We start from the raw sequence: 18,932 nt of genomic DNA on the forward strand, positions 1-18,932 counted from the left end.
CATTATTTTATAAATGATAATTAAAATGCAGATATAAATATTTAGTGTAATATAACTGCGTATTTAAAAAATATTAAATCTATTAATTTAAAGCATATGATTTAAATGTGGTAATATCGTCATTTGCCCATAAATTAATTTGCTTCATCCTTTCTTGTAATGGTGTCAGTTCATTTCTAACAAAAACTTCCGCCGCCTTCTGCACATCCCCAAACCCTCCCACATTATCCGGTATGATCCCCATCATCTGCGGCGGTACTCTATGTGCACTAAGCAAATCATCCCGACTGGACCTTTTAATATTAAAAAAGTCATCCCTGGTCGCCACCTCGCTAAGCGGCAAAATCTGTATCCCATCTTTCTTGCCGTTCGGAGCATACATAAACAGATTACGAAAATTCCCCAGTCCTTTGGTGTCCCGCATGGCCTTACGCATTTGGTCGATATCACTGCTGCTTTGCGCCGCGTCGGTCATGTAGAGGATATATCCGGCATGCGCGCCATTCTGGTAATATTTGCGTCTAAATAAGGTGGCCGACTCGTTAAGCCAGGCGGAATTCAGCGCGCTAAGATATTCCGGCAAGCCGTACAGCTCCTGGTTAATATCCGGCTCAATCAGATGAAATACGCTGCCGGTTTCAAACCTATGCGGCTGTTTCCCTTGTTGCACAAACCAGTAGGTGTCCGGTTCCACGCCTCGGCGTGTGTATTTGGCTGGTATACATTCCAGGCGTAGCGGTTCGCCAAGCTGATTTTTACGAAGTTCCAGAAACGCATTACCGAATACCAGGTAATCCAGCACAAAGCGGCTAAATTCTTGCTGGCTTAATAGAGGGTGGGGGATATAAGTGGAGGCCAGTATATTGCGCTTTACGTATATCGGCGAGCTGTGGTGCACTGCGGCCCTGAGGCTGCGGGCCAGGCCGTCAAAACTTATGGGCGGCTCGTACCATTTGCCGTTGCCGGTACATTCAATGAAATCCAGGATTTCCCGCCGGTCGAGTACCGGGATCGGCTCGCCAAAGCTAAACGCCTGGGCCTGCTTTAAATCAACCTGTTTATGCTTTGTTTCAGCATGGTCATGCTGTGCAACACCTTTCGGCGCGGCGGTAATCTTCGAGGCTTGTTTGCTGGCTCGACGGCCTTTGCGTTGGCTCATTAATAGAACTCCAGAATATTGGGGCTGTGACCACCGTTGGCAGCGGTGAGCGGTTCATTGAGAAGCGCATGCATAATGGCCCAGGCCACATCGGCGTGGCTGGCCTCTTCGCTGCGGCTGGCCTCAAAGGTGGAGCGGTTGCCGCTGGCGGTCATTGTTTTGCGGATTGCCATAAAGGATTGGGTGATATCGGTATGACCGGCGTCATACTCCAAACGACCGCTTGTGATGGTATCCTTGGCTTTGAGCACCATGGCGGTTTTGATTTCCGGCGTGTAGCGGATTTCCCGTGCCGCCGGGAAGAACTGCTGCACCAGTTGGAATACGCCCTGACCAATGGAGGTGGCATCGATACCGATATACTCCACCACATACCGTTCGGTCAGCTCTTTGATGGATTGAGCCTGGGCGGCAAAGTCCATGCCTTTCCACTGATGGCGCTCCAGCACCCGGAACTTGCCGCCGGGCACCAGGGGCGGCGCGATGACTGCACATCCCGCGCTGTCGCCGGTGTGGGACGGGTCGTAACCAATCCACGCCGGGCGATAACCAAACGGGCGGAGGGCGTAGGGGTTGAAGTCTTCCCATTCTTCCAGACTGTCCACCATGCAGCTTTGCAACTCGGCGAACGGGAATACCGACGCCTTATCATCCACAAACTCGCACATGAGCAGGTTTTGATATTCCGCCGGGCTGTATTCCAGGGAGAGCTGATCCAGGTCGAACAGGTTACAACCGCCGGTAAGCGCGTCTTCAACCGTTACAATCTGTCGCCATTGGCCGTCAGCGCAAAGCGCACCTTGGGATAAGTGGCTATGGCTTAAATCTAGGTGGACGTGATCGGCCTTATTGCCGCGTCCTTTGTTAAACAGCTCTCCGGACCAGAACGGGTACGCGCTGTGCGCCAGGCTTGACGGGGTGGAAAAATAGGTGGTGCGCCACTTTTTATGCAGCGACATACCCGACGCCACTTTGCGCAGCTCCTGAAACTTCGGTATCCAGAAATATTCATCCAGGTACAGGTTGCCGGTGTAGCTCTGCGCGGTGCGCACGTTGGTGCCGAGGAAAAACAGCCTGGCCCCGTTGCCGAGCACCATCGGGTCGCCTTTTAAATCAACCTCTACCATGCGGGCAAAATCGATAATGTAGTTTTTAAAGACATGTGCCTGGGCCTTGCTGGCCGAAAGAAAGATTTGATTGCGCCCGGTGGTCAGCGCGTCCAGCAACGCCTCGCGGGCAAAATAGAACGTCGCGCCAATTTGGCGAGATTTAAGGATGTTGCGGATGCGATGTTGCAGCCCGGCCTGATACCAGCCTTTTTGATAATTAAAGGACGTTTCGTGGAAGAGGGTTTCGAGCTGCGCCACCGCCCCGTCGCTAAACACATTCTTTTCCGGCGGTTTGCGCTCACCTTTATTGCGGTTGCGCACGTTGGGATTGAGATCCGCCTCGTTGCCGGTCTGGCTGTAGCGATTAACCCGCGCCAGGCGCTCAATTTGTCGGCCTAACAGATCGATCTCTTTATAGTCGCAACCTTCCTTTTGCGTTTTCATGATGAGTTGTATTAGCCGCGCTTCCAAGCTGGTCTCGATGCGTGAAATAGGCGCGACCGCCTCCCACCGATCGCGCTGTTTCCAGCTCTGTACGGTGGGCGCTTTGAGGTTTAGCGTTTCGGCAATCTGGCGCACGGAAAAGCCCTGCCAGTAAAGCAGGGCCGCCTGTCGCCGTGGGTCGCTAATGATAGTGGCCGGTGTTGTAATCATGGCGCTAAGGCTACGCGACGCGCCCGCTCCCGCGCCTGTGCCGCCTGTTGTGCCAGCCTAACCACAACCCTGATGCGTTGTGGCCCTCCCGCTATCCCTGGACACTACCCCTAATCTGATTAACCCCCGCAAAGGAAGCCGTTGCGATGGCAAAGAAAGTATCGAAATTTTTCCGTATCGGCGTCGAAGGCGATACCTGCGACGGACGCATGATTAACGCCGACGATATCCAGCAAATGGCCGAGACCTTTGACCCCCGCGTCTATGGTTGCCGCATCAACCTGGAGCACCTCAAGGGCTTGCTGCCCGACGGCGTGTTTCGTCGTTATGGCGACGTGCTGGCACTTAAAGCCGAGCAAATCGCGGATGATTCGGTACTGAACGGCAAATGGGCGCTATTCGCCAAAATTTCCCCCACCGACGATTTGCTGTTGCTCAATCAGTCACGGCAGAAAATCTATACCTCTATGGAAGTGCAGCCGAACTTTGCCAATAGTGGTAAGGCCTATCTGGTCGGCCTGGCGGTGACTGATGATCCGGCCAGCCTCGGCAATGAAATGCTGGCCTTTAGCGCCAGTGCGCAATGCAACCCGCTGGCAGGCCGAAAAGCATCGCCGGACAACCTGTTTACGGCAGCGGTTGAAGTGGCTCTTGAATTTGAAGAGGTGGCCGAGCCGGGACAGTCGCTATTTTCCCGCGTTAAAAGCCTGCTTACCGGCAGACAAGCCACCGATGATGCCCGCTTGGCCGACATGCATAAAGCCGTCGAGGCGGTGGCCGAGCATGTTCAATTCAACGCTATCGAGCAGGACTCCAAGCTAAGCGCGTTGGAAACCATCCTCACCGAGCGCCTTGATGCGTTGGAACAATCGGTGGTGGCCGACCATAACCGAGTCACCGCGCTCACTACCAAACTCACCGAAACCGACTGCCACTATCAGTCTCGCCGCCCGCTGGCGACCGGCGGTCGTGAAGCGCCCGACGAGGTATTAACCGACTGCTAAATCCAGTCGTGTGAGGGCAATGGATTATTCGCATTCCCTGTTTAGGAAACTCAATGAAAACCACCACCCGCTTTAAATTCAATACTTTTTTGACCCGTCTTGCCGAACTAAACGGGGTAGGGGCCAATGACTTGAACAAAAAGTTCAGCGTCGAACCGAACGTGACCCAAACCCTGATGACTCGCACCCAGGAATCATCGGAATTTCTGACCCGCATCAATATTGTGCCGGTGGCGGAAATGAAAGGGGAGAAAATCGGCATCGGCGTATCCGGCTCCATTGCCAGCACCACCGACACCGCCGCCGGTGACGAACGCGAGACGGCGGATTTTGCCACCCTGGATTCGGAAGGATATTTCTGCCAGCAGGTGAACTACGATTTTCATATCCGCTATAACACCCTTGACCTGTGGGCGCGTTACCAGGACTTCCAGGCCCGGCTGCGCGATGCCATTGTCAAACGCCAGGCGCTTGACCGTATCATGGTAGGCTTTAACGGCGTGAGCCGGGCCAAGACCTCCAATCGACTGGCTAACCCGTTGTTGCAGGATGTGGCGGTGGGCTGGCTGCATAAGTACCGCGACAATGCCCCGGCCAGAGTGATGAGCAGTATCACAGCCGAGGACGGCACGGTTTCCGAAAGCATACGCGTCGGTGAGGGCGGCGATTATGCCAATCTTGACGCCCTGGTGATGGACGCAACCACCCAACTGATTGCCCCCTGGTATCAGGAAGACCCGGAACTGGTGGTGATTTGCGGCCGCCAATTGCTGGCGGATAAATACTTCCCCCTGGTAAACCAGACCCAGCCCAATACCGAAACCCTTGCCGCCGACCTGATTGTCAGCCAGCGACGCATCGGTAATCTGCCTGCGGTGCGGGTGCCGTATTTCCCGCCCAATGCCCTAATGATCACCCGCCTGGATAACCTGTCCATCTACTGGCAGGAAGGCACCCATCGCCGCCTGATTGATGAGGTGGCGAAGCGTGATCGCATTGAAAACTATGAGTCCATTAACGAGGACTTTGTGATCGAGGATTACGCCTGCGGCGGGCTGATTGAAAATATCGACATGCTCGACTTTCAGGAAAAAGCGAAGGAGCCGGATGCGGCCAAGTCCGCCGCGGTGATTGATTACGAGGCGCTTGCCACCGCAACCGTGGCGGCGGTACAGGCTGCTGCCAACGCCAACGCCAACGCCAACGCCAACGCCAACGCCAACGCCAACGCCCATGTCTCGGCCACAACCGGCCCGAGGCCCAAGGCATGATAAGCCCCGCTCGCCGTCATGTGCTGCGCCAGAACGCGATTGAGGCCGCGCAGCGTGTGGATGACCCGTTGCGTCATGCCACCGGCTACGAGCTGATGCTGCTTAAGCTCAACGAGGATAGACGCAAACTCAAGCAGGTACGCTCCCAGGAGCGTAAGGCCGAGCTGAAACGGCAGATGCTGCCGGACTACGTGCCATGGGTGGCCGGCGTGCTGGAGCATGGACGCGGCGCGCAGGATGCCATCCTGATGACCGTTATGATTTGGCGACTGGATGCGGGGGATATCCCCGGCGCGCTGGACATCGCGCGTTATGCCCTGCGATACAAGCTGGTCACGCCGGAGACCTTTACCCGGCCCACGCCTTATCTGCTGGCGGAGGATGTCGCCGAGGCGGCTATCCGTGCCCACACGGCGGGCGAGCCGGTCAATGCGGATCATCTGCTGATGACGCTGGAGCTGACCGATAGCGAGGACATGCCCGACCAGGTGCGCGCCAAGCTGCATAAAATCATCGGCTACGTGTTACGCGACGAGGGTAGGTCAGAACGGGCTTTAGACCATTTGAAAAGGGCGTTGCAGCTACATAGTCGCTGCGGCGTTATCAAGGATATCGAGCGACTGGAGCGGCTAATGCGCAATACCGCCCCCCGGTCGGCTTAACGAACGCGCCCCGCGCCGGGCGGCACGACTGATAGCGATAGTACTTTGCCCTTATCAACATCGGTCGTTCACCGCCCACCTATTTGAGGGATTTATGTCGTCACTGGTGATACCCGCGCCGCGCCCGGACGCTGAGGCCGAGCCGCTTATACAAAACACCTCTTTCTGGCCCGCGGTGGATCCGGCAATGATGCGCGACATTCTGCGTTATGAAGGCACCATTACGCCTTTGCGCTTACGTCACGCTTTGAAAAGCGCCATCGCCGAGGTTAACACCGAACTCTGGGAGTACCGCAAGGAACAAATGACCCTCGGGTTCACTACGCTGGAGGACGTGCCGGCGGACCACATCGACGGGGAAAGCATCAAGCTATCCGAGTATCGCCGCGCCGTCAGTGCCATCACCGCCGCCAGTCTGACCGAGCGTTATCGGGGCTATGACGCCAGCGCCCACGGTGGCAAAAAGGCCGAAGAGATGGAAAGCCGCATTGATGATCTGTGGCGCGATGCGCGTATCAGTATCAGCAACGTGGCCGGAAAACGGCACTGCATTATCGGGCTGCTGTAATGAAAATCTATGCGCTGCAAGGGGATACGGTAGACGCTATTTGCTGGCGTTGCTATGGGCGCACGCAAGGGGTGGTTGAGCAGGTCTTCGCCGTCAATGCGGGCCTGGCGGATCTGGGGGCTATCCTGCCCCACGGCACCGCGTTGGAACTGCCCGATATTCCCAATGCAGCGGTTAAGGAAAGCCTTCAATTATGGGACTGAACCATGGAGCGAATCACCTCGGCTTTTGCCTATTGCGTTGCCGTTACCCTGGCCTGGTTGGGGAGAATGTCAGCGCAGGATATGGCGTTTTTAGTCGGCACGGCAGTGGGTGTCGGTACTTTTTTCGTTAATTGGTACTACCGCCGCAAAAGTTATCAGCTGTTGGCTCGCAATGGACTGTGCCGGAGAGCGTATGACGAACTCAACCGTTAAGCGCTGCGCAGCCGTTACCATCCTGGCACTCGCCGCATTGCAGCCGCAGTTTAAAATGCTGCATACCTCCCCGGTTGGGCTTCGGCTGATTGCCGATTTTGAAGGCTGCCAGCTCTCGCCTTATCGGTGTCGCGCCGGTGTCTGGACCAACGGCATCGGCCACACCGAGAGCGTGCTTCCAAACTCATCCATCACGGAACGTCAGGCGGCGGTCAACCTGATAGCCGATGTGTTGAAAGTAGAAGCAGGTATTGCTCGTTGCATGCCGGTCACTAAGATGCCGCAGGCGGTGTATGACGCGGTGGTGGCCTTTGCCTTTAACGTCGGCGTGCGCGCCGCCTGCGGTTCCGCGATGGCTTTTTTTGTCAAAGAATCACAGTGGCGAAATGCCTGCCTTCAGTTACCCCGGTGGGTATATGTGAATGGGATTAGATCGGCGGGCCTGGAACGCCGCCGCAAAGCTGAAATGGCGTTATGCCTGAGCGGGGCCTGATGTGCGTCTGCTAAATACGATGCTCCTGTCGGCGGCCATTTTCATCGCCGCGCTGCTTTGGTTCGTGGCCGAGCAGAATAACAACTTGGGACAGCAATCTCGCATTGTAGACGCGCTTTCGGACGGTATTGAAAGCCGCGATAGGGTGATTTCGCGCTTGCAACAAGAGGCGCAAGACCAGGCCCAAGCCGAGCTGGCCCTGCGCCACTCCCTCACCGCCGCAGGAAGCCTGGCGCAAAAACATGAACAACAAATACAAAAATTGCTTAATGACAATCAAACCCTGCGCGAATGGTATAGCGCTGCTTTGCCTGACGCTGCTATCCGCCTGCACCAACGACCGGCCTTTGCCAGCGCCGCAGATTATCTACGTTGGCTGTCCGAAGGTGAGCAGTTGCCCGATACCGGCGAGCCGACCTAAAACTAACGGCGATTTAAGCGCCGATATCCGACAATTGGAATCCGCGCTGCTGGCCTGCGGCCTACAAGTGGAGGCGGTAAAACAATGCCAGGAACAACATGATGCTCAAACCCGCGCAACTGCGCCAGGCACTAACGGCCAGTGTCCTACTGCTACAAAACAATCCCGATAATTTGCATCTCTTTATCGACAATGGCCGCATCGTCTCCACCTTGGCGCCGTCGCTGTCGTTTGAATATCAGTACCAGCTTAATCTGGTGATCACCGATTACGCCGGGGACGCGGACCTGATTATGGTGCCAGTGCTGGCCTGGTTGCGGGAGAATCAGCCGGACATTATGGCCACCGAGCACAAACGGCAAACCGGCTTCACCTTCAAGGTGGATGTGTTAAGCGATACCCTGAGTGATATCAGTATCGATCTGCAGTTGACCGAGCGGGTGATTGTGAAGGAGCTTAATGGCGCGCTGCACGTTGACCATGTTCCGGAGCCGCCGCTTCCGGAAGACATCACCCGGCCCATGGCGCTTTATCTCCATAACGAACTGGTAAGCCGTTGGCATGAATGAACTAGAACATTTTGACCAGCGTCTAGAAGGGCTGATTGCCGCGCTAAGTCCGCAGACGCGCAAGGCCATGGCGGCAACAATCGCTAAAAAGCTGCGCGCCAGTCAGCAGCAGCGCATCAAACGCCAGCAGGCACCGGATGGCACGACCTATGCGCCACGTAAGCCACAGCTGCTACGGAAAAAGAAAGGGCGGGTTAAGAGGGAGATGTTTTGTAAGCTGCGGACTAATCGGTATATGAAGGCGAAGGGTGATAGGGATAGCGCGGTGGTTGAGTTTACCGACAGGGTGCAAGGGATGGCGGGAGTGCATCATTATGGATTGGACGAAAAAAATAAGTCGTCGACAAAAATAATTAGTTATCCTCATCGCAATTTGTTTGGTTTTGATAAACACATTTTTTTTGAAGTTGAAAAAACCATGGAAAGGTTTTTTTAAGAAAGAAAATCATAAAAACTCTTTTTTTTCAGATGAAATGATAATGACATATTGAAAATCGTCATAAGATCACATTTATCGATTATAGATTTATCATTTCATTGGTTGCATTCATCGTAAACAAGTTTATTATGATCTTGCTGTATCACAGGTGTAGACGCCTGTTGCTGCTCTTTAAAATGCCATTATTCAGGATATCGATGCCGAAAGGCGATCCTTAACAAAGGATCATGACCGGCCATGTGGGAGTCTTTTGGATTTATATGTCGCTTTGAATTTAGCCCCATATAAACCGCAAAATATAACGACAGTTGTCTGGCGTAAAAGGTTAGAAGTTGTTAGAGTCAATATATTTATCCTGATGATTAGTCTTCTGGTCTGGCCATGCATATGCATGATAACCGCTGGAGACGTAATGATGAAAATTTCGTTAAATATTAAAATGGCATTGAATTTTAATAAGAGCTTAGCGACGTATTCCCTAGAGGGAAATGAAGCGAATAAGCAAGTTGACTCTAACAATACAAAATTGTGGATAGCGGTAATTACTGCTATTCCCATATTGGTTACTACTATAGATAAGCTTCTTGTCTTTTTTAGTAATTAACTTCTAACCATTTTCGATACTTTAAATAAGGTATTTTATGGACAAGCCTTATTATCCTCATCAAGCGATTGCATCAATAGAGGTCCTTGCTAAGACCTTAGGTATACATCCAGGAATGCTTGAGAGAATTTCGAACAATGTTGATAACTCCTATACTGAGTTTGTAGTCCCCTCCAAAAATAAAGAAAGAACGGTTTATGAGCCAAAATATGAATTAAAAAAATTACAAAAGAGAATTAATAAAAGAATTTTTGAAAATGTAGATTATCCATTATATCTACATGGGGGGATTAAAGACCCTATTAATAAAAGAGATTATGTGGAAAATGCCAAGGCACACTCTATTAATAAAACAAAAACATTGATAAGTCTTGATATTAAATCATTCTATGATAACATAGCGTCTGACAAAGTTTTTGCTATTTATAAGTATCTGTTCAAATTTCCTGATAATGTTTGTAATCTTCTTACAACTTTGACAACTTTCAAAAATAAGGTTCCACAAGGGGCTTGCACATCGTCATACATTGCAAATCTTGTTTTCTTTAATTCAGAATATTCGTTAGTCTCAGGATTTAGAAACAAAGGCATAACCTATACTAGATTATTAGATGATGTAACCTTATCTTCTGAAAATATCTTGCCCCAAATCATTATTGACCAAAGCGTTAAGAGAGTGATTGGCTTATTTAAAAAGCATGATTTAAAACAAAACGACGGAAAAACTAAAGTTGAATTATATCGACACTCGTCTGGTGGCTTCGAGGTCACAGGCCTATGGATAGGTAAAAATAAACCTCAGGCTCGCCGAAGTAATCGTAGATATATAAGATTAATGGTATATATTTGCGAAAGAGAATACGAAAAATCTCCCTATACAGAAGAGTATCATACTATATGGAATAAAGTTTCCGGTTTAGTTGCAAAACTTCATCGATTAGATCAATCCAATCATAAGGCATTGAGGGAGAGACTGCAAAAGATATTGCCCTTATACGATGATCGAGCAAAAGCAAAAATAATACATGACTGTAAAAGTCTATTGCGATTAGACAATTCAAAACAGTATTCATTTGGGCAAATTGAAAGGATAAATAAAAATTATTCGCGATTATCGATTTTATCGAGAAATAACAATGGATTATCTACCTCATGGAGACGTAGATTAAAAAAACATTTTGCGAACCTACCATCGAAAAAGGAATTCTGGACATGATTAATGATACTTTTGAGTTTGGCATTATTAAAACTTTCGACTCATTCAAGGGTTTTGGTTTCATAACTCGAGAAAAAGGGAAAGATGTATTTTTCTTCTATGAGGAGATAGTAGGAGGTGATAAATATCTTCATGGTGGTGACCATGTGAGATTCGTTATAAAAATGCAGCCCAGAGGGCCGAGGGCTTACCAGGTAACAAAAATTGGCTGAGATAGTTTAAAAGATAAGTTCTTTTCCGTATTTCTTACAAAACCTCGTTGTACCATCTCGCACCAACCCAATTCCATATTGAAAATATGATTTTTTTCTCTCAAGCTATATTATGGAAAAATTAATTCAGACATACGATGTGCAGCGCCAACTTAGAAATATTCAGAATATCGGAACAGTAAGCCACATAAATCTTGTTGATGGTACTTGTCGTGCTTCGATTGGCAACAACACAACAACCTGGCTCCCCTGGCTGACCCCACGCGCCGGTCGTACCCGCACCTGGTGGGCACCCTCCATTGGCGAGCAAGTTTTGGTGCTGTCCCTCGGCGGCGAACTCGATACAGCCTTTGTTCTGCCGGGCATTTTTTCCGATAAATTCCCCGCGCCGTCCGCTTCCGCCGATGCCATCCATATTGCCTTCCCGGATGGTGCAATAATCGAGTACGAACCCTTAACCGGCGCACTGGTAGCCACCGGCATGAAAACCGCCACCATCAACGCCGATGAATACGTGTCCGTCACCGCCCCACAAATTACCTGCACCGCTTCCACCCGCATCACCCTGGACACGCCCGAGGTAATCTGCACCCAAAAGCTCACCGCCCAGACCCTCGACATTCAGCAAGGCGGCACTATCACCGGCAATCTGACCCACAGCGGCGGCAGCCTGTTTTCCAACGGTGTGGTGGTGCATACCCATACCCATTTGGGTGTGCACGGGCCGACGGGCGGTCCGTTATGAACAACGCCACCTATCTGGGCATGAACCGCGACAACGGGCGTACGCTGACGGACATTGACCATATCCGCCAAAGCGTGGCCGATATTTTAATGACCCCCATCGGCTCCCGGCCCATGCGACGGGCCTATGGCTCGCTCTTGTCCGAGTTGATAGACCAGCCGCAAAACGCCGCCCTGCGTCTGCAAATCATGGCGGTGTGTTACAGCGCCATTTTGCGATGGGAGCCGCGTGTCTCCTTATCCGGTATAACCTTTGCCACGACCTATGACGGCAAGATGGTGGTGGAACTGTCCGGCAACACGGTCAGTCCCAAGGCTGATATTTCTTTATCCATTCCGGTGAGCTGACCATGCCCTCCATCGACCTGAGTCAATTACCCGCACCCGAAGTGGTCGAAACCCTGGACTACGAGGCGTTGCTCGCCGAACGCAAGGCCACGTTGATTTCCCTATATCCGCCCGAGCAACAGGCGTCCATCGCCCGCATCCTGGCGCTGGAGTCCGAACCGATGGTTAAGCTATTGCAAGAGAACGCCTATCGGGAGTTGATATTGCGCCAGCGTATTAACGAGGCGGCGCAGGCGGTGATGGTGGCTTACGCCAACGGGCCTGACCTGGACCAGATGGCGGCGAATTTTAACGTCTCCCGTCTGCTGGTTCAGCCCGCGGATGGGGTGGCGGTGCCGCCGATGGCTGCACTCTATGAGTCCGATACCGATTTGCGCCTGCGCACGCCGCAGGCCTTTGAGGGTTTGAGCGTGGCCGGGCCCACCGGCGCGTATGAATATCACGCCCGCAGCGCCGACGGTCGGGTGGCGGATGCGTCGGCTATCAGCCCGTCGCCGGCCTGTGTGACGATATCCATCCTGTCGCGGGAGGGCGACGGATGTGCATCGGAAGAGCTGCTGGTCGTGGTTGCAGCGGCGCTTAATGATGAAGACGTCCGCCCGGTGGCCGACCGGGTGACGGTGCAATCAGCGAAAATTATCCCTTACCGTATCGATGCCACGCTCTATCTTTTCCCCGGCCCGGAGGCGGGACCGGTACGGGACGCGGCGGAAAAACGCTTAACGGCCTTTATAACCGAAAAGCGACGCTTGGGTCGTAACATCCGCCGCTCGGCGCTTAATGCCGCCTTGCATGTGGAGGGGGTAGAGCGCGTCGAAATATCGCTCCCTGTGGAAGATGTAGTGCTGGATAAAACCCAGGCCGCCTATTGTACGGGCTATGAGATTACCCTGGGCGGTGCCGATGCGTAACCGCTTGCTGCCGGTGGGTTCCAGTCAGCTCGAAGTGGCCGCCGCCGAGGCCTGTGCGCGGCTGGGAGAACTGGCCGTGCCGCTTCGCACTTTGTGGAATCCTGACGCCTGCCCGCTGCCGCTGCTGCCGTATCTGGCCTGGGCGTTTTCCGTGGACCGCTGGGACGAAAGCTGGAGCGAAGAGGCCAAGCGCGCCGTGGTGCGCGCCTCGTTTTTTATTCATAAGCACAAAGGCACCATCGGCGCGTTGCGCCGGGTGGTGGAGCCGCTCGGCTATCTTATCCAGGTGACGGAATGGTGGCAGACCGATGATGTCCCCGGCACGTTCCGCCTGGATGTCGGCATGGTGGAGACCGGCATCACAGAGGAGATTTACAGCGAACTGTTGCGCCTGGTTAATGATGCCAAGCCGGTCAGTCGCCACCTGACCGGACTGTCCGTGCATCTGGAGACACCGGGCATTATCTCGGTAAGCGCCGCGAGCTATGACGGCGATGAACTGACCGTCTATCCCTATTTTCCCGACACCCTTACCGTGGCCGGCCAGTATGTCACCGGCGTTGGGGTGCATCTTATCGACACGCTACGAGTCTCTTTATGACCATCAAATATTTTGCGCTGCTCACACAGCAGGGGGCGGCAAAACTCGCCAATGCCGCTGCCCTGGGCACCAAGCTTGAACTTACCCATCTGGCGGTGGGCGACGGCGGCGGAAGCCTGCCCACCCCCGACCCGGCGATGACCACGTTAATTCATGAACAGCGACGCGCGCCGCTGAACTCGCTCTTTGTGGATGCGGACAACCCCAACCAGATTATCGCCGAGCAAATCATTCCGGAAAACGAGGGCGGATTCTGGATACGGGAAATCGGCTTATTCGACAGCGACGGCGATTTAATTGCCATCGCCAACTGCCCCGAAACCTACAAACCCCGGCTGCAGGAAGGCAGCGGACGCACGCAGATTGTGCGTTTAATGTTAATCGTCAGCCATACCCAGGCGGTCAACCTGAAAATCGACCCGTCGGTGGTGCTGGCCTCACGTCAATTCGTGACGGATGCACTTAAGCGGCTGGCCGAGAAACTTCACCGGGAGATGTTGGAGCATGGCAAATCTTACGACCTTGCGGATGCCAGCCTGACGGCCAAAGGCGTAGTTCAATTATGCAACGACATTGATTCGGGCAGCGACACGGTTGCCGCGACGGCCAGCGCGCTGAAAAAGGTCAACGACCTGGCGCTGGGCATCGCCGACAACCTGGCGAAAATGCTGGGCGACCCGGTTGCCGCTCGTCACCATCTTGGCCTGGGTGAGTTGGCGCAAAAAGACACCCTGAGCGCCAAGGATGTTAACGCCATCGCGGTTGATGAGCTGGCGGGAATACCGTTGCCCTGGACCCAGGCGGTCCCTCCCGACGGCTGGCTAAATTGCAATGGCGCCTATTTTGATAAACAACGTTATCCGGCGCTGGCAAAAGCCTACCCCAGGGGAAGAATACCCGACCTGCGGGGGCAGTTTATTCGCGGATGGTACGGTGACCGTGTCCCCGGTAAAGACTTCGCAATATTGTGTACGCAAAGTAGCGTTTATACAGGGCCTGTCATGACCACATTGAAATATAACAGTGTCGAAGTCGTTGGATCCTCCGGCGACAGTGGGTCGCATAATAATCCGGATAGCGAGATACAGGACCCGGTTTGGGTCTCCAAGGCGGTCCCGGGCGTTAAGTACAAAGAGATGTTTTTAAGTACCGATGGCCCGGAAATCACTTTTTATAATTACATCACAAGGGCAGCGTAATGGCCGACTATTCATTGAACATTCCCCAAGCCGTATTAAATGAACAGGGCCTTGCCAAGCAGGCCGGCTGGATAACCGTCTATGGCGCACATCCTTTAACCCGCGAATATTGCCATGCGTCCATGGAATATTTGCCCCTGGGCATTGGCTTACCGGAGCACGGTTATCAAGACGCGCCGACGTTACCGGGAAATAACGCCGCCATCTTGCGCACTGAAGACGGCAGCGCGTGGGTGACCCGGCCGGATTATCGCGGCCAGACGGCATATGAAACGGCAACTCGCCAAGCCCTTGTGATTACCGAACCGGGTGAACTGCCGCCGTCATTAACCTTATTGGCGCCCGCCACCGATTATGATATCTGGACCGGCAAGCGCTGGAAAACCGATATCCAGGCACAAAGGGCTGCCGTGATAGCCCACGCGGAAAAAGAAAAAACCGACCTCACCGAGCAGGCGGACCGGCAGATTACCGCCCTGGCGCGGGCGGTGAAATTAGGCATTGCCACCCCGGAGGAAAAAACACGGCTGATGCAATGGGAGACCTACAGCGTTTTACTGTGCCGGGTAGATACCGCAAAGGCGCCGTCCGTCATCTGGCCCGCGGTGCCGGGAGCCGGCACTGAGTAAAAACGTCATGAAAATAGCAACGGCGGTTTAATCCGGCCCATTTTTTGAAGGCCATAAACCGCCCTGTATTCCAATCAGCCCGTTCAAATCGGCGGGCGGACATACTTTACAGGTCAAAACAAGCACGGATTATCGTCACATTCCCCGGTGCGCATATCATTCACCGCATGGGTTACCACGCCCCAACAAATCGTTTCTTCGCCCATCACCTCCTCGCCCTCGGCATAAAGGGTGATGTCATTAGAGCCATCCAATTTTTCCAGACCGCGCACCGGATAGAGCCGCACCCGGCGTAACGCGAATTCGCTGCCTATTTCGGCCACGATGATACTGCCGTCCACGGGCGCTAATGACCTGTCCACAACCAGCAGGGCATCCGGGAAAATGCCGACCCGATGCGCGCCTTGTGACACGCGCATAAGGAAGGTGGAGGCCGGATGACGGATACAGGCAGCGTCCAGGCTGGCACGGTTTTCTAAATAATCCTGCGCGGGAGAAGGAAAGGCCATAGTTTTTATCTCATATCACTGTATATAATTACAGGCTATGATATAAACAGGCGTTTGTGAAGCGTTGCTTAAGCTTTAAACAGTCGAACCGTCGAAACCATCTGGTTTTGTTGAAAAAATAAATGTGTCAATTTGACCGCATCGCTGTTGTCCTGAACCTGCCACGGCGCGTCCCCCAAGACGGCTTATCACCCGTTCCGTATGCTTGGCCGATACTCCACTCTTTGAGGTCAGCATGCCTTTTCAGCAACACACCATCGGCTCGGCAACGCTTTACTGCGGCGACAGCCTGGACATCCTGCGTGAGCTAAATGAACCGGTGGACGCCCTGATAACCGACCCGCCGTACAGCAGCGGCGGTCTGCACCACAGCGCCCGAGCCCGGTTGCCGGGTGATAAATACCTCAACAGTACTAAATATCATGAATTTTTTGGCGATAACAGAGATGCACGCTCCTGGTCTTTTTGGATGACGCAGTGGCTAAGCCAAACCCGCAGACTGGTGAAACCCGGCGGGTACGCCATGGTCTTTTCCGACTGGCGGCAGTTGCCTACCCTGACGGATGTGTTGCAGGCCGGGGGATACATCTGGCGCGGTCTGGTGCCTTGGGACAAGACCGCCTCCAGCCGTGCGCCGCACACCGGCTACTTTCGCCATCAATGTGAATATGTGGTATGGGGTAGTGTCGGTACCTTGCCCAAATGCCGGCATGGCGGACCCTGGCCGGGACTGATTGCAAAGCGGGTTATTCCGTCGGAAAAGCTGCACATGACCGGAAAACCGGTGGAACTGATGTAGCAACTGATTAAGCCGGTGACGCCGGGCGGGCTGATCCTCGACCCGTTTATGGGCAGCGCGTCAACGGGTGTGGCGGCGTTGCGTCTGGGGTATCGGTTTGTTGGGATCGAGATGAGTCAGGAGTATTTCGATATTTCGTGTGAGCGCTTGGAGAATTTTACTCTGAAGAGTTAATAAATTGCAGGATTGTCTTTTTTTATTAAGATTAAAACTTATACCAACCATATTGTGGTGGAGAGAATTTCATGTTCACTTCATCCGAGCTGAAGAGTCTTTGAAACTATTTACAAACATATAAAATTTAATATTTATTTTGCATTATTTTTAATTTTGAAAATGTTTTCATATCTTGTTTTTTGTAATTTATCGCTGATTCAAGGATACTTAATGCATAAGTATTTTTCCTTTGTACTTCAATAAAAACACCAAATAAAATGACAATTGATAAAAAAAATAATGAAAGAGATAATAATATAGGAAATGGGATGCCATCAAAAAAATGCTGGGCATCTAATTTTAAAAAAATTGACAAGGTAGGCCATGATGATATTAGAAATACAAACATGGCGCCCGTCATTATATAATATTTTATTTCATTACTCGTTTTAGCCAAGTTTACACTGACAATGATTTTCATGGTGTTTAGTTCAAAAGCACTCAGCTTACTATTTTGTACTATCAGAGTATAATTATGTCTAGCCTCATTATTTTTCCTACCACGAGATAGAACATCTACTCCATGGCAACACGATAAAAAAATGAAAAATAGCGAGACTACACATGCATAAATAATTAAAGAATTTATTGCCACGGTACGGTAGTCAAGATAATTCATGATAAATCCAAACATCTGTGGAAGAGGTTTTTTTAATACATCATTAAATATATAAAATAATACAAGCAGAGCGCCTACTACAATTGGAATTAAAACTAGCCAAAACATAATTTTATCAATTATACCATTTTTACCCCACACTAAATAAGGACTAATGGCCGATACTTTATCTATAATATCTTGATCGACATCACTATCTTCCACAAAATTATCTCCTAAATCCGTTAAGTAATATTTATCGGCTACATTTCGATAATCTTGATATGTGACAAGATGTTCTGGTTAAATTTTATCCTCGTTGTATCGGCCTCGATCAAACAGAAACGCCATGCCCATTGGAAGCATTCCTTGCATCATGCCCATAACCATAAACAAGAGATCTTCACGATGGCTAATTACCACCACGGCGTCCGCGTCCTTGAAATCAATGACGGCGCACGCACCATTTCCACCGCATCCACCGCTATCGTTGGTCTAGTCTGCACCGGCGACGATGCCGATGCCGCCACTTTCCCGCTCAACACGCCGGTGCTTATCACCAATATCCTGACCGCTGCCGCAAAAGCGGGTAGCACCGGCACCCTCAAATCTTCATTGCTCGCCATCGCCGCCCAGGCCAAACCGGTCACCATCGTGGTACGCGTGGCCGAAGGTAAAGACGAAGCCGCCATAACCGCCAATATCATCGGCGGCGTGGATGCCGAAGGTCGTTACATCGGCCTCAATGCTTTGCTGGCTGCTCAGTCGGAAACCGGCGTCAAGCCGCGCATCATCGCCGTGCCCGGCCTGGATAACCTTGAGGTTGCCACTGCCCTGGCCTCTATTTGCCAGCAGCTCCGGGCCTTCGGTTATATCAGCGCCTGGAACTGCAAAACGGTGCCTGAAGCCATTAATTACCGCGCCAATTTCAGCCAGCGCGAGCTGATGCTTATATGGCCGGAATTCCTGGCGTGGAATACGGTTACCGCCGCCACTGATACCGCTTATGCCACCGCCTACGCTCTAGGGTTACGCGCCAAAATCGACAACGACACCGGCTGGCACAAGACGCTGTCCAATGTGGACGTTAACGGTGTTACCGGCGTTTCACGTCATGTCTATTGGGATTTGCAAACCACCGGTACCGATGCCGATTTGCTCAATGAAGCCTGCATTACCACGCTGATCCGCAAGGACGGCTTTAAGTTCTGGGGCTCACGTACCTGTAGCAACGACCCGCTGTTTGCTTTTGAAAATTACACCCGCACCGCGCAGGTGTTGGCGGATACCCTGGCCGAGGCGCACCTGTGGGCCATGGATAAACCCGTCACGCCGACGCTGGTCCGCGACCTGATGGAAGGGGTAAACGCCAAGTTCCGCGAGTTGAAATCCGCCGGATACATCATTGACGGCACATGCTGGTATGACGATTCCGCCAACGACAAAAACACACTGAAGGCCGGAAAGCTGTTTATCGATTACGACTACACCCCGGTCCCGCCGCTGGAGGATTTGACCTTCCGCCAGCGCATCACCGACCGCTATCTCATGAGCTTTTCTTCTAACGTGAACACTTAAAGG

The 18,932-nt window shown here is 52.2% G+C and carries 26 protein-coding genes; 22 read left to right on the plus strand and 4 right to left on the minus strand.

Annotated features, from left to right (window positions below):
* Positions 1 to 82: 82 nt before the first annotated feature.
* Together ACL2XO_RS04980 and ACL2XO_RS04985 are read right to left on the minus strand one after the other, a co-directional pair.
* Positions 83 to 1,159 (minus strand): phage portal protein, encoded by a 1,077-nt coding sequence (locus ACL2XO_RS04980; RefSeq protein WP_413742285.1) that lies wholly within the window; start codon positions 1,157 to 1,159, stop codon positions 83 to 85.
* Complete coding sequence (locus tag ACL2XO_RS04985; protein WP_413742286.1) at positions 1,159 to 2,922, minus strand: terminase ATPase subunit family protein; 1,764 nt, start codon at positions 2,920 to 2,922, stop codon at positions 1,159 to 1,161. Before ACL2XO_RS04985 ends, ACL2XO_RS04980 begins: the two co-directional genes overlap by 1 nt.
* Positions 2,923 to 3,068: 146 nt before the next feature.
* Between ACL2XO_RS04985 and ACL2XO_RS04990 the strand changes: the two genes are divergently transcribed.
* The 19 genes from ACL2XO_RS04990 to ACL2XO_RS05080 all read left to right on the plus strand — a co-directional run bounded on the left by ACL2XO_RS04990 (position 3,069) and on the right by ACL2XO_RS05080 (position 15,229).
* Positions 3,069 to 3,926, plus strand: a complete 858-nt coding sequence (locus ACL2XO_RS04990; protein WP_413742287.1) for a GPO family capsid scaffolding protein — start codon at positions 3,069 to 3,071, stop codon at positions 3,924 to 3,926.
* A gap of 53 nt (positions 3,927 to 3,979) precedes the next feature.
* Positions 3,980 to 5,197, plus strand: a complete 1,218-nt coding sequence (locus tag ACL2XO_RS04995) for a phage major capsid protein, P2 family (RefSeq protein ID WP_413742288.1) — start codon at positions 3,980 to 3,982, stop codon at positions 5,195 to 5,197.
* Entirely contained in the window at positions 5,194 to 5,859 is a 666-nt protein-coding gene (locus ACL2XO_RS05000) for a terminase endonuclease subunit (protein WP_413742289.1), read from the plus strand. Before ACL2XO_RS04995 ends, ACL2XO_RS05000 begins: the two co-directional genes overlap by 4 nt.
* A 94-nt stretch (positions 5,860 to 5,953) precedes the next feature.
* Positions 5,954 to 6,427, plus strand: coding sequence for a head completion/stabilization protein (locus ACL2XO_RS05005; protein WP_413742290.1), 474 nt, complete (start codon positions 5,954 to 5,956; stop codon positions 6,425 to 6,427).
* The gene (locus tag ACL2XO_RS05010) at positions 6,427 to 6,630 is read left to right on the plus strand and encodes a tail protein X (protein WP_413742291.1); all 204 of its coding nucleotides are present in this window, start codon (positions 6,427 to 6,429) and stop codon (positions 6,628 to 6,630) included. Before ACL2XO_RS05005 ends, ACL2XO_RS05010 begins: the two co-directional genes overlap by 1 nt.
* A 3-nt stretch (positions 6,631 to 6,633) precedes the next feature.
* The gene (locus tag ACL2XO_RS05015; protein WP_413742292.1) at positions 6,634 to 6,843 is read left to right on the plus strand and encodes an HP1 family phage holin; all 210 of its coding nucleotides are present in this window, start codon (positions 6,634 to 6,636) and stop codon (positions 6,841 to 6,843) included.
* Complete coding sequence (locus tag ACL2XO_RS05020; RefSeq protein ID WP_413742293.1) at positions 6,824 to 7,336, plus strand: lysozyme; 513 nt, start codon at positions 6,824 to 6,826, stop codon at positions 7,334 to 7,336. The genes ACL2XO_RS05015 and ACL2XO_RS05020 overlap by 20 nt, the downstream gene beginning before the upstream one ends.
* 1 nt (position 7,337) lies before the next feature.
* Entirely contained in the window at positions 7,338 to 7,757 is a 420-nt protein-coding gene (gene lysB / locus ACL2XO_RS05025; protein WP_413742294.1) for an Rz-like lysis system protein LysB, read from the plus strand.
* Positions 7,654 to 7,929: an Rz1-like lysis system protein LysC gene (gene lysC / locus ACL2XO_RS05030; protein WP_413743032.1), complete on the plus strand. Its 276-nt coding sequence runs from the start codon at positions 7,654 to 7,656 to the stop codon at positions 7,927 to 7,929. The genes lysB and lysC overlap by 104 nt, the downstream gene beginning before the upstream one ends.
* The gene (locus ACL2XO_RS05035) at positions 7,859 to 8,326 is read left to right on the plus strand and encodes a phage tail protein (protein ID WP_413743033.1); all 468 of its coding nucleotides are present in this window, start codon (positions 7,859 to 7,861) and stop codon (positions 8,324 to 8,326) included. The genes lysC and ACL2XO_RS05035 overlap by 71 nt, the downstream gene beginning before the upstream one ends.
* Positions 8,319 to 8,762 carry a phage virion morphogenesis protein gene (locus ACL2XO_RS05040; RefSeq protein ID WP_413742295.1) on the plus strand — a complete coding sequence of 148 codons (444 nt, stop codon included), beginning with the start codon at positions 8,319 to 8,321 and terminating at the stop codon, positions 8,760 to 8,762. The genes ACL2XO_RS05035 and ACL2XO_RS05040 overlap by 8 nt, the downstream gene beginning before the upstream one ends.
* Before the next feature lie 644 nt (positions 8,763 to 9,406).
* Entirely contained in the window at positions 9,407 to 10,585 is a 1,179-nt protein-coding gene (locus ACL2XO_RS05045; protein ID WP_413742296.1) for a reverse transcriptase family protein, read from the plus strand.
* On the plus strand, positions 10,582 to 10,797 hold the full coding sequence (locus ACL2XO_RS05050; RefSeq protein ID WP_413742297.1) for a retron Se72 family effector protein: 216 nt from the start codon (positions 10,582 to 10,584) through the stop codon (positions 10,795 to 10,797). Before ACL2XO_RS05045 ends, ACL2XO_RS05050 begins: the two co-directional genes overlap by 4 nt.
* Before the next feature lie 112 nt (positions 10,798 to 10,909).
* Positions 10,910 to 11,542, plus strand: coding sequence for a phage baseplate assembly protein V (locus ACL2XO_RS05055; protein WP_413742298.1), 633 nt, complete (start codon positions 10,910 to 10,912; stop codon positions 11,540 to 11,542).
* Entirely contained in the window at positions 11,539 to 11,889 is a 351-nt protein-coding gene (locus ACL2XO_RS05060; RefSeq protein WP_413742299.1) for a GPW/gp25 family protein, read from the plus strand. Before ACL2XO_RS05055 ends, ACL2XO_RS05060 begins: the two co-directional genes overlap by 4 nt.
* 2 nt (positions 11,890 to 11,891) lie before the next feature.
* Positions 11,892 to 12,800 carry a baseplate assembly protein gene (locus tag ACL2XO_RS05065; protein ID WP_413742300.1) on the plus strand — a complete coding sequence of 303 codons (909 nt, stop codon included), beginning with the start codon at positions 11,892 to 11,894 and terminating at the stop codon, positions 12,798 to 12,800.
* A complete protein-coding gene (locus ACL2XO_RS05070) occupies positions 12,793 to 13,401 on the plus strand; it encodes a phage tail protein I (RefSeq protein ID WP_413742301.1) in 609 nt (202 codons plus the stop codon). Before ACL2XO_RS05065 ends, ACL2XO_RS05070 begins: the two co-directional genes overlap by 8 nt.
* Entirely contained in the window at positions 13,398 to 14,600 is a 1,203-nt protein-coding gene (locus ACL2XO_RS05075; protein WP_413742302.1) for a phage tail protein, read from the plus strand. The genes ACL2XO_RS05070 and ACL2XO_RS05075 overlap by 4 nt, the downstream gene beginning before the upstream one ends.
* Positions 14,600 to 15,229, plus strand: a complete 630-nt coding sequence (locus tag ACL2XO_RS05080; protein WP_413742303.1) for a tail fiber assembly protein — start codon at positions 14,600 to 14,602, stop codon at positions 15,227 to 15,229. The genes ACL2XO_RS05075 and ACL2XO_RS05080 overlap by 1 nt, the downstream gene beginning before the upstream one ends.
* Before the next feature lie 113 nt (positions 15,230 to 15,342).
* Here ACL2XO_RS05080 and ACL2XO_RS05085 read toward each other — a convergent pair whose 3' ends face one another.
* Positions 15,343 to 15,738 (minus strand): S24 family peptidase, encoded by a 396-nt coding sequence (locus tag ACL2XO_RS05085; protein WP_413742304.1) that lies wholly within the window; start codon positions 15,736 to 15,738, stop codon positions 15,343 to 15,345.
* Positions 15,739 to 15,973: 235 nt separating this feature from the next.
* On the opposite strand from ACL2XO_RS05085, the gene ACL2XO_RS05090 reads away from it, so the two are divergent.
* Positions 15,974 to 16,537: a DNA-methyltransferase gene (locus ACL2XO_RS05090; RefSeq protein ID WP_413742305.1), complete on the plus strand. Its 564-nt coding sequence runs from the start codon at positions 15,974 to 15,976 to the stop codon at positions 16,535 to 16,537.
* A gap of 15 nt (positions 16,538 to 16,552) precedes the next feature.
* On the plus strand, positions 16,553 to 16,711 hold the full coding sequence (locus tag ACL2XO_RS05095; RefSeq protein WP_413742306.1) for a DNA methyltransferase: 159 nt from the start codon (positions 16,553 to 16,555) through the stop codon (positions 16,709 to 16,711).
* 127 nt (positions 16,712 to 16,838) lie between these two features.
* Here ACL2XO_RS05095 and ACL2XO_RS05100 read toward each other — a convergent pair whose 3' ends face one another.
* Complete coding sequence (locus ACL2XO_RS05100) at positions 16,839 to 17,576, minus strand: hypothetical protein (RefSeq protein WP_413742307.1); 738 nt, start codon at positions 17,574 to 17,576, stop codon at positions 16,839 to 16,841.
* 183 nt (positions 17,577 to 17,759) lie between these two features.
* On the opposite strand from ACL2XO_RS05100, the gene ACL2XO_RS05105 reads away from it, so the two are divergent.
* A complete protein-coding gene (locus tag ACL2XO_RS05105) occupies positions 17,760 to 18,929 on the plus strand; it encodes a phage tail sheath protein (protein WP_413742308.1) in 1,170 nt (389 codons plus the stop codon).
* Positions 18,930 to 18,932 lie beyond the last annotated feature (3 nt).

This window comes from Sodalis sp. RH15 (assembly GCF_047324255.1).
GTDB lineage: Bacteria > Pseudomonadota > Gammaproteobacteria > Enterobacterales > Enterobacteriaceae > Acerihabitans > Acerihabitans ligni.

Excerpts from the sequence above, each read along its gene's own strand:
- ACL2XO_RS04980 (WP_413742285.1), bottom strand. The coding sequence starts at position 1,159 with ATGAGCCAACGCAAAGGCCGTCGAGCCAGCAAACAAGCCTCGAAGATT.
- ACL2XO_RS04985 (WP_413742286.1), bottom strand. The coding sequence starts at position 2,922 with ATGATTACAACACCGGCCACTATCATTAGCGACCCACGGCGACAGGCG.
- ACL2XO_RS04990 (WP_413742287.1), top strand. The coding sequence starts at position 3,069 with ATGGCAAAGAAAGTATCGAAATTTTTCCGTATCGGCGTCGAAGGCGAT.
- ACL2XO_RS04995 (WP_413742288.1), top strand. The coding sequence starts at position 3,980 with ATGAAAACCACCACCCGCTTTAAATTCAATACTTTTTTGACCCGTCTT.
- ACL2XO_RS05000 (WP_413742289.1), top strand. The coding sequence starts at position 5,194 with ATGATAAGCCCCGCTCGCCGTCATGTGCTGCGCCAGAACGCGATTGAG.
- ACL2XO_RS05005 (WP_413742290.1), top strand. The coding sequence starts at position 5,954 with ATGTCGTCACTGGTGATACCCGCGCCGCGCCCGGACGCTGAGGCCGAG.
- ACL2XO_RS05010 (WP_413742291.1), top strand. The coding sequence starts at position 6,427 with ATGAAAATCTATGCGCTGCAAGGGGATACGGTAGACGCTATTTGCTGG.
- ACL2XO_RS05015 (WP_413742292.1), top strand. The coding sequence starts at position 6,634 with ATGGAGCGAATCACCTCGGCTTTTGCCTATTGCGTTGCCGTTACCCTG.
- ACL2XO_RS05020 (WP_413742293.1), top strand. The coding sequence starts at position 6,824 with ATGACGAACTCAACCGTTAAGCGCTGCGCAGCCGTTACCATCCTGGCA.
- ACL2XO_RS05035 (WP_413743033.1), top strand. The coding sequence starts at position 7,859 with ATGCTCAAACCCGCGCAACTGCGCCAGGCACTAACGGCCAGTGTCCTA.
- ACL2XO_RS05040 (WP_413742295.1), top strand. The coding sequence starts at position 8,319 with ATGAATGAACTAGAACATTTTGACCAGCGTCTAGAAGGGCTGATTGCC.
- ACL2XO_RS05045 (WP_413742296.1), top strand. The coding sequence starts at position 9,407 with ATGGACAAGCCTTATTATCCTCATCAAGCGATTGCATCAATAGAGGTC.
- ACL2XO_RS05050 (WP_413742297.1), top strand. The coding sequence starts at position 10,582 with ATGATTAATGATACTTTTGAGTTTGGCATTATTAAAACTTTCGACTCA.
- ACL2XO_RS05055 (WP_413742298.1), top strand. The coding sequence starts at position 10,910 with ATGGAAAAATTAATTCAGACATACGATGTGCAGCGCCAACTTAGAAAT.
- ACL2XO_RS05060 (WP_413742299.1), top strand. The coding sequence starts at position 11,539 with ATGAACAACGCCACCTATCTGGGCATGAACCGCGACAACGGGCGTACG.
- ACL2XO_RS05065 (WP_413742300.1), top strand. The coding sequence starts at position 11,892 with ATGCCCTCCATCGACCTGAGTCAATTACCCGCACCCGAAGTGGTCGAA.
- ACL2XO_RS05070 (WP_413742301.1), top strand. The coding sequence starts at position 12,793 with ATGCGTAACCGCTTGCTGCCGGTGGGTTCCAGTCAGCTCGAAGTGGCC.
- ACL2XO_RS05075 (WP_413742302.1), top strand. The coding sequence starts at position 13,398 with ATGACCATCAAATATTTTGCGCTGCTCACACAGCAGGGGGCGGCAAAA.
- ACL2XO_RS05080 (WP_413742303.1), top strand. The coding sequence starts at position 14,600 with ATGGCCGACTATTCATTGAACATTCCCCAAGCCGTATTAAATGAACAG.
- ACL2XO_RS05085 (WP_413742304.1), bottom strand. The coding sequence starts at position 15,738 with ATGGCCTTTCCTTCTCCCGCGCAGGATTATTTAGAAAACCGTGCCAGC.
- ACL2XO_RS05090 (WP_413742305.1), top strand. The coding sequence starts at position 15,974 with ATGCCTTTTCAGCAACACACCATCGGCTCGGCAACGCTTTACTGCGGC.
- ACL2XO_RS05105 (WP_413742308.1), top strand. The coding sequence starts at position 17,760 with ATGGCTAATTACCACCACGGCGTCCGCGTCCTTGAAATCAATGACGGC.